Annotated in this window: 15 protein-coding genes; 3 read left to right on the top strand and 12 right to left on the bottom strand. The window is 48.1% G+C overall.

Annotated elements, in window-relative coordinates; translation table 11 throughout:
* Positions 1-2: 2 nt before the first annotated feature.
* The 7 genes from S7335_RS22185 to S7335_RS22155 form a co-directional block, all read right to left on the bottom strand.
* On the bottom strand, positions 3-545 hold the full coding sequence (locus tag S7335_RS22185; protein WP_006457789.1) for a phage tail protein: 543 nt from the start codon (positions 543-545) through the stop codon (positions 3-5).
* A 70-nt stretch (positions 546-615) separates the two neighbouring features.
* A complete protein-coding gene (locus tag S7335_RS22180) occupies positions 616-906 on the bottom strand; it encodes a hypothetical protein (RefSeq protein WP_157620639.1) in 291 nt (96 codons plus the stop codon).
* Between the two features lie 36 nt (positions 907-942).
* Positions 943-1,329 (bottom strand): hypothetical protein, encoded by a 387-nt coding sequence (locus S7335_RS28580; RefSeq protein WP_227500094.1) that lies wholly within the window; start codon positions 1,327-1,329, stop codon positions 943-945.
* A 99-nt stretch (positions 1,330-1,428) separates the two neighbouring features.
* Positions 1,429-1,914, bottom strand: coding sequence for a phage tail protein (locus S7335_RS22170; RefSeq protein WP_006457890.1), 486 nt, complete (start codon positions 1,912-1,914; stop codon positions 1,429-1,431).
* 5 nt (positions 1,915-1,919) lie between these two features.
* The gene (locus S7335_RS22165; protein WP_006458218.1) at positions 1,920-2,402 is read right to left on the bottom strand and encodes a phage tail protein; all 483 of its coding nucleotides are present in this window, start codon (positions 2,400-2,402) and stop codon (positions 1,920-1,922) included.
* 47 nt (positions 2,403-2,449) lie between these two features.
* Positions 2,450-2,944 (bottom strand): phage tail protein, encoded by a 495-nt coding sequence (locus S7335_RS22160; protein WP_006458314.1) that lies wholly within the window; start codon positions 2,942-2,944, stop codon positions 2,450-2,452.
* Between the two features lie 115 nt (positions 2,945-3,059).
* On the bottom strand, positions 3,060-4,772 hold the full coding sequence (locus S7335_RS22155; protein ID WP_006457961.1) for a phage tail sheath C-terminal domain-containing protein: 1,713 nt from the start codon (positions 4,770-4,772) through the stop codon (positions 3,060-3,062).
* Positions 4,773-5,698: 926 nt separating this feature from the next.
* Between S7335_RS22155 and S7335_RS22150 the strand changes: the two genes are divergently transcribed.
* Positions 5,699-5,989 (top strand): hypothetical protein, encoded by a 291-nt coding sequence (locus S7335_RS22150; protein ID WP_050766036.1) that lies wholly within the window; start codon positions 5,699-5,701, stop codon positions 5,987-5,989.
* Between the two features lie 18 nt (positions 5,990-6,007).
* Here S7335_RS22150 and S7335_RS22145 read toward each other — a convergent pair whose 3' ends face one another.
* From S7335_RS22145 to S7335_RS22130, 4 genes are all read right to left on the bottom strand, one after another.
* Entirely contained in the window at positions 6,008-7,468 is a 1,461-nt protein-coding gene (locus tag S7335_RS22145; RefSeq protein ID WP_006458377.1) for an ATP-binding protein, read from the bottom strand.
* Between the two features lie 77 nt (positions 7,469-7,545).
* The gene (locus S7335_RS22140; protein ID WP_006457759.1) at positions 7,546-8,106 is read right to left on the bottom strand and encodes a Uma2 family endonuclease; all 561 of its coding nucleotides are present in this window, start codon (positions 8,104-8,106) and stop codon (positions 7,546-7,548) included.
* A gap of 112 nt (positions 8,107-8,218) precedes the next feature.
* On the bottom strand, positions 8,219-8,746 hold the full coding sequence (locus S7335_RS22135) for a DUF4157 domain-containing protein (protein ID WP_006458300.1): 528 nt from the start codon (positions 8,744-8,746) through the stop codon (positions 8,219-8,221).
* A 265-nt stretch (positions 8,747-9,011) separates the two neighbouring features.
* On the bottom strand, positions 9,012-9,485 hold the full coding sequence (locus tag S7335_RS22130) for a hypothetical protein (protein WP_038019478.1): 474 nt from the start codon (positions 9,483-9,485) through the stop codon (positions 9,012-9,014).
* A gap of 181 nt (positions 9,486-9,666) precedes the next feature.
* Between S7335_RS22130 and S7335_RS22125 the strand changes: the two genes are divergently transcribed.
* A complete protein-coding gene (locus tag S7335_RS22125; RefSeq protein ID WP_038019476.1) occupies positions 9,667-10,488 on the top strand; it encodes a reverse transcriptase/maturase family protein in 822 nt (273 codons plus the stop codon).
* 26 nt (positions 10,489-10,514) lie between these two features.
* Positions 10,515-10,676: a hypothetical protein gene (locus S7335_RS28110; RefSeq protein WP_157620637.1), complete on the top strand. Its 162-nt coding sequence runs from the start codon at positions 10,515-10,517 to the stop codon at positions 10,674-10,676.
* Positions 10,677-10,778: 102 nt separating this feature from the next.
* Here the strand turns inward: S7335_RS28110 and S7335_RS22120 are convergent, their stop codons facing one another.
* A complete protein-coding gene (locus tag S7335_RS22120; protein ID WP_157620635.1) occupies positions 10,779-11,732 on the bottom strand; it encodes a hypothetical protein in 954 nt (317 codons plus the stop codon).
* Positions 11,733-11,799: the final 67 nt, after the last annotated feature.

The raw sequence follows: 11,799 nt of genomic DNA, 5'->3' as shown, positions 1-11,799 counted from the left end.
GGTTAGTTGCTCACAAAAAAGCCAGTTTTGGAACGATTGTCCAGTATGATCGCGCCGCCGCCGCCATTGCCAAAGGTGACATTTAGGCCTTCATAGGCTAAGGTAAGTTCCTCAATGGCCACAGTACTACCATCGGCTTGAAGCGATGGTGCCTGCCAACCGATAGGAACCGCACCGATCAAGGTCCAACATTGTTGAATGTTTCCAGCTTGGTTAAAGACCAAAATGTTAATGTTTCGGCGATGTTCTTTAATTCCTGTTCCTTCGTCTCGTGGTGCAAACAAGGCGCTGAGCCAATCCCAAAATACTTGATTGCCACTGAGACCCCGTTTAAGAGTGACGTCTGAAAAGTCTGGCTTGCCTAATAGAATGCGTTGTTGATCGTTTAAGCCACCTTCTTCCACGGTCTCTTTTTTAACTTGCACGCCTAACCCAGTACATTCTGTAAAAGAGGCGGTGATCTTGCTTTCGATTTCAACGTAGAAGCGATTAGTGGTTACGTAGTCTGCAACACTTGATACGGCAGATTGGTTGCCGTTCGCCATTCTGATCACCTCCTGTCGATCATTAATTTTGATGGTGGTTTACTCTGTTTAAACGCTATTAGCATAGATGCTAATAGCGTTTGCTATGGCGATGGGCGCGTTCATGCTGAGATCGCACATCCTCAGAGAGCAACTGATAAATCCGATCGCAAAATAGTTGCATGGCCATGGGGTCATGGGCTAGCCTAACGGCCACCTTTGCCATCATTCGCCTAACTGCTAACGGCTGATGGCTTTGTAAAATAGCGGGCGCAACAAAACCGACTGGATTGGCCACCGAGCTAAAGGGGGGAAGAAAGGTCGCATTTTCAGCCCCGGTCATGGGATTTTCTCGGCTGTGACTTCGGCTGTGACTGTTCATGGGTGAACCTTTTCTCTAGGTTATTAGACGATGATTTTAGTCTTCAAGGCGATTAATTTTGCGGTAGAAATTTTGTAAGTAATTAAGATCCCCGGCAAACATATTTTCAATCACCACCGGACTCACCTCTGGTAAAGTCCCTAGGGATAAAATTACCTGGGCCAGAATAATCACCGTGGCATAGGCTGGATTTGCCTGTACCCGTGGATCGGACATGGGGGAAATTTCATCGACTGTGCGGGCCAACCGCATGATGCCCTGACGATGAGATTGACCCATGGCATCCATATAACCAATGGGCAACTCAAAGCTAAACTCTGTTTGTGTCCCAGATTGGAAGGGGCTCTGCGCCTCGACATCTTCTAAGGATGAACTTGTGATGGACGAGGCTGGAGCCTGGGGTTCTGACGATGATGGAACCACAGGTTCTATAGGTTTGAGGGAAGGGCGTGCCTTGGGGGGGGCTAACCCAAGATCGTTTCCTAATTGAATCGCTGTCATAACCTACCTTTCCTTATAAAGTTAAACTTTTAACCGTTTGAGGGATTCCACCGCAATTTCGACTTCTTCTATATTGTGTTCGGCACCATTAACATCCAGATCAGAGATTTTATAGGTGACGGGCCAAGCCCCTGTGAATTCAAATCGAAATTGTTCTTTTCCGGATTGGCCATAGAGACACAATGCGCCATTACGCCGCTGATCGTTCCAGTTTCCCATGCTAATAGTATCCATCCAATCCCAAAAGGCTGTGGAAATGGTGAGACCGCGCTTCAGGGTAATGTTGGTATAAGAACTGTTACCTGGAATTTTGGATTGCACCACATGGCCACTACTGCGACCATCTTTACCCCAAACTTGGGGTGTTACTTCAGAAATTTCGATCACATCTTGTGACCGCTGAAATCCAGAACATTCCATAAAGTAACCATCGGTGGAATCAACGCTACCGTCTAGTCTTAGTTCTAAGTAGAATCGGGCTTTTGTTAAAATTTCAGGAAAGACCATCCGCCTTATGCAACTCGAACAACTTGAGTAAAAAAGAGTTCTAAAGTATCTTCAGCTAAGCTACCGCCACTATCAACCGCTAAGCTACCGATTTGTTTTTTAGTGCCAGGAAATAAGTCGGTAAAGTTATATCGCATTGCCTCCTTTGCATTAGGATTATAAATCACCAGGGAACCTGTTTTACGGCTATCCATGGCCTTAGAGGCCCCGCCAGAGAAAGCATCTGGGTGACAATCGTTGTACCAGTCGGATAACTTCTGGTGATCGCTTTCATTCCCAGCTACATAGGTCAAGGTGATGGTACTGTTGTATTTCACGTTCCCAATCGTTGCCTGGGTTTGGGTTTTGGCATCTTTAGTCACACCAATGGCCGCGTCTCCTCCAGCGACCTCCATTTCAATTTCTGGGCCACTACAGGTTTTCAATGCTAATGATGTCACGCCATCAATTTCAAAGTAAAACTTTGAATTGGTAAGATATTGAACCATTTTTTCTCTTGCTAAATTACTGGACCTAAATTACGGGCTCTCAATTACTAGGTACGGTTAAATTTTTCGCAGGTAATGGTGTAGGTTTCTTCGATGTAAGCATCGGCTGTGACATCGAGATCGGCACACTTATATTTGGATGGCCAAGCCTCCGCAAACTGCCACTTAGCAACTTCTTCACCATCCGTGTTATAGGCGGTAATACTGCCGTCGACTTTGTTGTCGGTCCAGGTACTTTTACCGCCATTCGAGGCTGGCAAACATTTTTCAAACCACTCATAGAGCTTTTTGCTGGTGCTATCACTGTCACCACTGGCAATACAAACACAGTCAAAGGTGAACAGTCCTTCAAAACCGGCTGAATTGACTTGCCAAACTGTTTTACCGCCTTTGGTGGTACCTACAGCTTGTTGTCCGCCCTGAACCTTGGGGGAATAGTCGGGGATGTTAACACTCTTGAATACGGATTTTTCGCCTTCACAGACCCCTGCTAATTCTAGGTAAAAACTACTGGGGGCAATTGGCTTAGTTAGCTCAGCCATGATATGACTCTTTACTCCTTGGTCATAGACGAGATGGATTCAGGTGGCTACCGATAGAACAGAACTCTGTTTTATTACTAGCCAATAAGACTATATAAACATTGTCGATTAAACACTATTGATTAGGTGCCCACTGGCTAATTCGGAAAATAACGAATTCTGCTGGACGTACGGGGCATACGCCAATTTCGACGTAGAGGCGTCCTAACTTGATGGTTTCTTCGGTGTTGAGTTCGGCATCGCACTTGACATAAAACGACTCTGACGGAGAGCTACCAAATAACGCCCCATCACGCCATAGTCTTTCTAAAAAGTTACTAGCTGTGCGACTCACCCGCGCCCATAGGTCTGAATCGTTGGGTTCAAAAACAACCCACTGGGTGCCCATTTCGATGGACTTTTCAATGTAGCTTAAGAGCCTGCGGACGCTGATATAGCGCCACTGCACATTGTCAGGCTCGACTAAGGTGCGAGCCCCCCAAACTTTGAGACCCCGGTTGTAGCTAGCAAAGTTTCGGATACAGTTGATGCCCAATGGATTGAGTAACTCTTGCTCCCGCATGTTTGTCTCATAGGCTAACCCAATCACCCCGCGCGGTGTTTCATTGGCGGGTGCTTTGAAGACACCACGGTCTTGGTCCGTACGACACCAAATCCCCATCATGTGCCCTGAAGGTGGGACTAACTTTGGTTTTCCGCCGTCACGGGGATTGGGCACCTTAACCCAGGGATAATAGGTAGCTCCAAACATGGAGCGACGGTTAAACAACTTTAGCCACGTGGCGACATCTGCCGGGCGTTGCCGACTTGGAGCGACTGGCTCCATGCCTTTACTAGGTTTTATGGGGGGCGGATCAATCACGGCCATGCGGTAGGCTGGACCTGGAAATGAGTTTTCACACATGCTGAGCATCATTTCCATGACCCCATGGACTTGGTCTAGGTTAATTAGCCGGTTTTCGTAGGCCAATAACAGATCAGGGCAAGCTACCATCGCGACTTCATCAATTTCATAAAGTCCTTGAATGCCTGTGCGCTCATCTCGATTGCCTTGTAGGTCACGATTGAAGCGATCTGGAGAGCTTACATATGGCGGTGGAGAAATTTCATAGACACCATTGGCCGGACGCCGTGAAAGGGCTTGTCCTACCTGGGAGGTATCTTCGAAGTTGAGCACGGGTGAGTCTTCGAGAGCAGTAACAGCATAGTCGGCGATTGTTGTTTCTACCTCTGAATTCATGGTGAGGTGCTCATAAGTCTGGAGAGTCTCACTCCCACTTTTCACCTCAATGGTGAAATATTCACCATTATTGAGTGGTGGTTCGGCATTTTCATCGGCATCGTCGGACAATGGCTTGGGTTCGCTATTTTTAACGACAACCGTCAGGCGGCCACTGCTGGCGGGGAGGGCTAATGAGGCACCTTCGGATGCTTCTGAGTCCTTGAGATAACAGGATATGGAGGGCTTGCCATTGGAGGTGGGCATTTTCGTAGCTGTTTCAGCGGCGGTGGGTTGTGGTGAACCGGGTAGCTGGGTGCCGATGCTAACGACCCAGCAGCGCCCGCCGCCATTCATAAACCAGCCTTGTACTGCAAAGGGTAAATAAGCCCCAAAGTCGGTGAATCCGTCGGAGCCAGGTTTAGCGAAAAATTCGAGATACTGCCCCCAGGTGGTAATCATCATGGGTTCAAACAGTTCGGCATCGCTCCGAACATCTTCTGTAAACCCCACAAACCCGGCGACACTCAGGCTAACGCCATCGATCGGACGACTGCCCCGGTCTACTTCTTCAACGTAAACACCTGGTGCAAAGTAGTCTAAAGCCATGCTGGTGATTCTCCTTTCGGATGTATTGTTGTGGCTTCTATCGCAACATCAAAAACTCAGTTGACGGAAGGCACTGTTACTTTAGTTAGTAGTATTGCTTCAATCAAAACGTTCGCGAACAGTAACTATAGTTAACGGGTCAACAACGTTTTAGAAGATTGCCATGAGCTAACCTCCTAAACAACAAACTAGGTCTTTTATAAAAAGCTAAGCGAAATAACTCCGGTTATGCAGGCCTTTTAGATCTGATAGAATAGACCGTTAGTCGGGCTATCAAGCCCTCAAAAGGCTTTCCCAATTATTGTTTCACTTAGAATACGAGTATCTTCTCAAAGTCTTCTAAAAGACGAAAGCTTAGAGATAGGATCACTTGCAATTGGGAGCCGAGCGGCTCCTAATTGCATTTAGCATTTAATTTATACCATCTTTTTCCAGTTAACGATACTTCTCTGTTTCTGGCGCTATAAATTCATAACGCTTTACAAAATACCGCGAATTTCAATTTCCCCATGGGAATAATGAGGATTCCATCTTGCCAAAAGAAATAACGGATTTGAAATGGGGGTATTAGTAATTTCTCGCGAAGCAGCTGAGCAACGAACTTTTTGGTAACAAAAGAAATATATTTTTCTTTATGAGTTGTTGTTGCTGAGAGGCCTTTGTTCTGCTGTGTATTGGTGTGCCTTAGGTATGGCAGGCACTGCTCTCTTTAGATAAGGTCTGTGGCGATAAGATGGAGCTAGGCACGTCAGAGGGCTAGGCCTGAAGGGTAAAATCGGATACATGTAACAACTTTGTGGTGTTGCGGAGGGGGTTCAGTAGATGGCGCGTTAACGAGAGTGTCGCAGGTCCGTGCGTAATGCCTCATTCGCTCCGCATTAAATTTGGTTACTATATTTCCTAGCGTCGTTATTTTATAGTTCTCTATGAATCATGATGGTGACCAATCGAATGAGCAAAATGATCAGTCGTCTGGTGAGTTCAATTCACCAGGGTTAGATACTCTCAAAAATAGAATGAATTTGGAACTGGATACCATTAGTGCGAACCAACTGTACGCACTGGCGACTGAGGCTATGGAAAAGAAATTAATTTCAGCGCATGGGTATCGAAGTGGGCAGTATGAGCTGCTGTGTCAGGGCGAATTTATCTTACTCTCGCCACAGGAAGCGCTTCAGTACCTTCAGAGGCTTGTGGAACAAGCTACTGATTCTTAATGAGTGCCTTTTCACCTTCTATTTGCCATATGAGTCAAACCATAGCGGTTGTTCTACAGGGCGATGACTATTTCCTTTGGTGATTGTTGGTAGGCTATCTCGAAAGGTGTTTCTTGCTCTTCGACTGAGATTGCCTTCTTTTTGTAGCTCGCGCTGAATACCGTTGAGCACATCGTCTTTGCAGACTTTTTGTGGTTTACGGCTAACAGCTTTAATACAGGCGTAGTGCAGGATATTAATAATATTGCCGCCTGTTAGCTCGTGCTCATTGGCTAAACCTTTAAAGTCTACATCCTTAGCCACTTGGAAGGGCTTGTTCATAAAGGTATCTAGCCATAGTCGCAATCGTTGCTCGGCATTGGGTTTAGGAAACCGGATCATGGATTGAAACCGGCGGGCAAAGGCATTGTCTAAGTGGGACTGTAAATTTGTAGCTAGAATAACAAGACCAGAATAGTCTTCAATCCGTTGTAACAGATACGAAACCTGTTGGTTGGCAGCTCGGTCATTAGATGTTTGGGACTCTATGCGTTTACCAAATAGGGAGTCGGCTTCGTCAAAAAATAAGATCCAATCGTGATACTGTGCCTGATCAAACAGCATGGCCAGGTTCTTTTCGGTTTCTCCGATGTATTTTGACAGGACTTTTGATAGCTCGACTCGGAAAACGGGTAAACCTGCTTTTTTTCCAAGTAAACAGGCCGTTAGGGTTTTGCCGGTACCCGGAGGACCATAGAAAAGACTGCGATAGCCTGGCTTGACTCGCTGTTTTAGCTGCCAGTGTTCCATCAGGAGGTCCTTGTTTTGAATCCAGGTGAGAATATGGTCAATCTCCTGGCGGGTGGCAGGATCGAGCACAAGATCATCCCAGACTAATGCGGTAGTGATTTCTTGGGCTGGGAATTCGTTACTAAAGCTGGGGGTGTAGGGCTTTCCTGTGATGAGCAGTTGGCGATATTCAGGGCTTAGGTTAATGGCGGCAGATAGAGGGGGTTCGTTGAAGTGTTGATAGTCGAGAGTGAGGATGCCCAGGGTGAATAGGATATGCTTAGGCTGGAAAATGCTGTCGTATCGGATGCGGGCGGAGAGGTTGTCACCGGCGAGTAAAAATATGGCCGTTTCACAGGTAGGGAGAAAACCGCTGTGAGAATTGCCGGTGAGGCCACCGAATTCGGTATAGCCGCGATCGAGGTTTTGGTTATGGATAAAAAATGTGTCGAGGAGGTAGGGCTTGAGGTGGGGGATCAGGCACAGGCAGAGGACTAGGCGTTCTGATGGCTGTAGTTGCAGGTGATGCACAATTGTGGCGTAGGGTGCATCGGTTTGGGACAGCTTCGGTGGTGGGATCAGTGCAAGCAGATTGTCTGGTGGTGGTTCGCCTTCAAAATATAGTTTGATGCGATGTTCTAAGAAGGTGTTGAACCAGGTGAGTTCGCGATCAATGCAGGTTGCATTTTGAGACAATTGAGCTGGGTTCATGCCGTCACCGGTTAAGGGGCATTGGGTACGGGAGCCTTATATGAACTGTTGAATTATATCGATCTCGTGATCAATCGTTACCCCATTTTTAACCAGGAAAATATCTGAGGAACGGTAAGGGTTAATTCCACCTTAGGCAAAACAGGAAGGTGCTGTTCAGGTTGCCATAAAATAGGCTGTTGCTTTGATTGAAATACTAGAATGCTACGGTCATCAGGATCAATAAACCAACCCAGATGACTGCCATGCTCTAAACAATGAAGGATATTTCCTAATACCTTATTGGGTCGTTGGTCTGGAGAAAGAATTTCGATTGTCCAATCAGGAGGTAGGTCAAAGCTATCGGGGACTTCGTCGGTTGACGTAAACGGAATCCGGTCGCAACCAAAAACTGCTACATCTGGAACAATGGATCGCCCACCAAAGCTACATCTCAATTCTGGGAAAGCGTAGGCTAGTTTAGATTCCTCTGCGACTTGATTGATAGTGGCACAAAGCTTTCCTTGTAGGCGGCTATGGCGTCCCTTTGGCATCGGCTTTTGAATAATTTTTCCATCAATATATTCACTGGCAGGTTTGGTTTCTGGTAGCTGCAGAAATTCCTGTAATGTCAGTGATTTGGAAGCCGCTTGTACCATAAGGATCACCAGGAAATGACCGATGATTCATTGTAGCCAAAACCATGCGAAAAAGGTTGTGGGGCATTGTAAAGGGAAGCTGTGCTATCTAGAAGCTACTTTACTATCACAATTATCCGCGAGCGGCTTTTGCTCCCATGCGATCAGCTTCTCGTTCTAGGGCGACATCATCGTTGATGTCTACACCGTGAGCTTGCATAGTGGGTTTCACTCGTCCTTGCATTTGTTGTACGATGTGCCAGCTTTCGTGGGGGAGATGTTTTTCTTGGCCAGGGGCGAGGTGGATAGACTGTCCTTGAGCGTAGGCATGGGCGTTGAGTTGGGCTGGTTTGGGGGAGTTATAGCGGACGCGGACGTTGGAGAGATCGTAGCCGGAGAGGTTTTCTAGACCAGACTTTAGACGATCGGGCATGCCGGTGCGGTTTTCGTTTGTTTGATCAGCGCTTTGTCGTTGAACAGCGGTGTCTTGCTCTGATGCTACTTTGTCTAGCATGGCATCCACGTCGTAGTACATTGCGGCCTGCCGCTGCATCGGAGTCGAGCTAACATCTTGCTGTTGCCACGCGGGCAGCCAATAGTTATCTGCTTCGGATTTCGTTTGAGTCTGCTTGTCTCGTTTACGCTGTGTGGATTCAAACATGGGTCCGGATCTCCTCAAACATATTGCCTATGGCATCGCGCGGGTCAAAAGCGGCTGATAACAGATAATTCTATCGGAATCGTAACAAGAAAAATGTAATACACAAATCATCGCAGATGGTGATGGAAACCGGTAGGGTATGTTAGCGAAGCGTAACGCACCTTTTTTATTTGTACGGTCCTGGCAGAAAGTTTTATTTGGGTATGGAAATAATTGATCGTGTGGCGGTATGGGATGGAATCTGTGCGACGAGGCCAGGCTAGGCTTAACGGCCTACCAGCTCGCTAATGTTATTACGAATAAAGCTCTGCACTGCTGAAGGAAGAGCTGAAAATTTATTACTCGTACCTTTTCTTCCTTTCATATCTTTGGGTGCAACAGCGTCTTCAATCACGCCTGCTCGCCAAGTAAAGAAATAATGTTTTTTAGGATTGTAATCTTCGCTCGTGACGTGGTAGACATCGCCCTCGCCTAATGCCCAGTTAATGTGCCATTTACCATCTCTTTCCCATGATGTGTATCCGCGTGTTAGATCAACTGTCGTTCCATCAACGTCTTTCTTTATTCTTTGAATTACGTTTTGTTGATTTTTGAGATATGTTTCCTGAGCCTCGCGTGATGTCATAGGGGGTAGCAAAGCAGGAAGCTTACTTACTATATTCTTGCCTTGTTCGCCTATCTTTTTCTTTTGTGATATTGCTCTGCTTTTCTTTTCCAGCCCGCATTTTCGTATATACATATCACAAACCTTCTGTGCTTTCTGTATTTTGATCTCTTAGTGCTATGGGGTGCTTTGATTCTTACTATGTCTTGGTTATCAATTCTTCTTTGAGCATTTACGTAGTGTCGTTCTCCAAAGCATTATATCAATTGGAAGTGTTGCGACGCGGAACAACCGATGTGGGGGTTCTTTTAAGGGTATGTCAGGGTTGATTGGGCGAATTGCGTCAGATGAGGTGATTGATCGGGCCTATGCGTGGTTAAGCAATGCCCGCAAGGATTATCACCACAATAATGATGATGTGTGGCAGGTGCGGCGGTGGTGGACTCAAAAGAAACCGATCTTGCAGGCGCAGTTGCTGGCAGGGACGTATCGATTTCAGGAGCAGCGATTGATTCGGGGGAAGGAACGCATCGTTGAGTTGTGGTGTGCGATGGATGCGTTGGTGTTGAAAGCGATGGCGATTGTGTTGGGAGAGGTGTTGCGGCCGCATTTGTCGGAGCGGGTATTTCATCTGGCAGGGAGTGGAGGGATGAAGGCGGCGGTGCGGGAGGTAGCACGGAATGTCGCTAAGAATGTGTTTGTGTTTCGGACGGATGTGAAGGGATATTACGCCTGTATTGATCAGGGGATATTGTATGGGCAGGTGGCGGGGTATGTGGATGATGAAAAGGTTTTGGGGTTGGTGGGGCAGTATTTGGCGCGGTTTGTGTCGGATGGGGGGGAGTATGTGGATATTTCCCAGGGGATCTCCTTGGGGTGTCCGTTGTCGCCGTTGATGGGGGCGCTTTATTTGAAGCCGTTGGATGATGCGATGGCGAAATTGGGGTGCTTTTATGTGCGGTTTATGGATGATTGGGTGGTTTTGTCGCGGACGCGGTGGAGGTTGCGGCGGGCGATTCGGGTGGTGAATGGGGTGATGAATGTGCTCCGGGTGGTGAAGCATCCGGAGAAGACGTTTATTGGTCGGGTCGCGCGGGGGTTTGAGTTTTTGGGGTATTGGTTTTCGGGCGAAGGTTAAGGATTGCGCGGAAATCGGTTGCGCGGATGGTGGAGAAGGTGAATCGGCTTTATGAGCAAGGTGCGGATTTGGGGCGCATTGATTTTTATCTTTGCCATTGGCGACGGTGGGTGCGGAGTGGGGTGGGGGATTTGGTGATGCAATTCTGTACGCTGACGGGGAAATCGGTCGTGGGGCCGATTGGGTGAGCATGGCCGCCACTTCGCTCTTGTGTGCGGAGGCGGCGTCCTTCAGGTCGAGATTGATGTGGTCTACTGCTTTCGTAAACCGTGCACGTATTCGGCCGTGGGTCACTTCGGGTCTGTCGTCCATTTTTCGCCAGCGCGTCGGCCTTTTGTCGCCGCGAAACTGTAATGCGGATTCGCTCTGTTGAATACTTCCGTCATCCTGTCTGCTCTCTCCACTTTCGTCGCCGTCGCCTTTAGCTCCTTGAGATATCCCCTTATCGTCCGCTTTGCGTCACATGCCATCACACATGCCGCAAATAACTCGTATTCGTCCTCCGGCTCTGTCTCCCCCGTCGCCATCCCAATTAGTGCCTTGACGTACTCTTCGGGGGGCCGGTCCCCACGTCTCGCCTCTAGTCCCTGTCCTATCTCATCCCAGTCCAGGACCGTCCCTCTTCGCCTAATCACGCCTCCCTCTTCGTCCACTAGCACTGCCACTACGTCCGCCCGGCCTCTGTCTTCGAATAATATGCTATTGCCGCGCATCCTTAGTAAGAACCTGAAGGCCTTTTCTTTGTAACTCTTCCTCTCCTCCCAGAACGCTCGGATCAATATGCAGGCTTTTCGCATTCCCGTTACCACTGGTATGCCTTCGGTCGCTTCCGTTCCCCTTCCCCCCAGCTTCGTCTGCTCCGCCTCTTCCATTTCCGTGCTTAACGCTAGTTCTCTGGCCTTTTGTGAGTCTTCCTGCTCTAGGGGTTCCGTCCCCGTGGGGAACGTTCCTTCCTTTTTCATATCATTCGGTAGTCGGAGTATCTGGCGCTGTTTTCTTCTCGTTCTTCCTTTTCCTGTGACTCTCTTCTGCCTTCTTCCTGGCTTCATCCACGCTTCGTGGAACGCCCTCCGTTTCGCGACGTCAATTGTGATGTCGTCAATATATGCTTGCGCGTCTTCTTTGCTCACCCTCCCACCCTTCATTCCGGCCCGGTCCCGGACCCACTGCCTATCATATTTCTTTAACCATTGCCACGCATTATGGGCCAGCCGTTGCACCACCTCCGGCTTTTGGCTCTGCACGGTATTGTTCCCCCGTTCCGTCCTTTCCTTCCTTCCCTGCTTCCCTCCCGCCGACAGTGCGCCGGGC

Origin of the sequence: Synechococcus sp. PCC 7335 (genome assembly GCF_000155595.1) — a bacterium.
GTDB lineage: Bacteria > Cyanobacteriota > Cyanobacteriia > Phormidesmidales > Phormidesmidaceae > Phormidesmis.
This window is presented reverse-complemented; position numbering and strand designations above follow the sequence as displayed.

Bases quoted from the DNA above. Each gene is read 5' to 3' on its own strand.
- S7335_RS22125 (WP_038019476.1), top strand. From the start codon at position 9,667: ATGTCAGGGTTGATTGGGCGAATTGCGTCAGATGAGGTGATTGATCGG.
- S7335_RS22155 (WP_006457961.1), bottom strand. From the start codon at position 4,772: ATGGCTTTAGACTACTTTGCACCAGGTGTTTACGTTGAAGAAGTAGAC.
- S7335_RS22165 (WP_006458218.1), bottom strand. From the start codon at position 2,402: ATGGTTCAATATCTTACCAATTCAAAGTTTTACTTTGAAATTGATGGC.
- S7335_RS22180 (WP_157620639.1), bottom strand. From the start codon at position 906: ATGAACAGTCACAGCCGAAGTCACAGCCGAGAAAATCCCATGACCGGG.
- S7335_RS22160 (WP_006458314.1), bottom strand. From the start codon at position 2,944: ATGGCTGAGCTAACTAAGCCAATTGCCCCCAGTAGTTTTTACCTAGAA.
- S7335_RS22170 (WP_006457890.1), bottom strand. From the start codon at position 1,914: ATGGTCTTTCCTGAAATTTTAACAAAAGCCCGATTCTACTTAGAACTA.
- S7335_RS22150 (WP_050766036.1), top strand. From the start codon at position 5,699: ATGAATCATGATGGTGACCAATCGAATGAGCAAAATGATCAGTCGTCT.
- S7335_RS22135 (WP_006458300.1), bottom strand. From the start codon at position 8,746: ATGTTTGAATCCACACAGCGTAAACGAGACAAGCAGACTCAAACGAAA.
- S7335_RS22140 (WP_006457759.1), bottom strand. From the start codon at position 8,106: ATGGTACAAGCGGCTTCCAAATCACTGACATTACAGGAATTTCTGCAG.
- S7335_RS28110 (WP_157620637.1), top strand. From the start codon at position 10,515: ATGGTGGAGAAGGTGAATCGGCTTTATGAGCAAGGTGCGGATTTGGGG.
- S7335_RS22185 (WP_006457789.1), bottom strand. From the start codon at position 545: ATGGCGAACGGCAACCAATCTGCCGTATCAAGTGTTGCAGACTACGTA.
- S7335_RS22130 (WP_038019478.1), bottom strand. From the start codon at position 9,485: ATGTATATACGAAAATGCGGGCTGGAAAAGAAAAGCAGAGCAATATCA.
- S7335_RS22145 (WP_006458377.1), bottom strand. From the start codon at position 7,468: ATGAACCCAGCTCAATTGTCTCAAAATGCAACCTGCATTGATCGCGAA.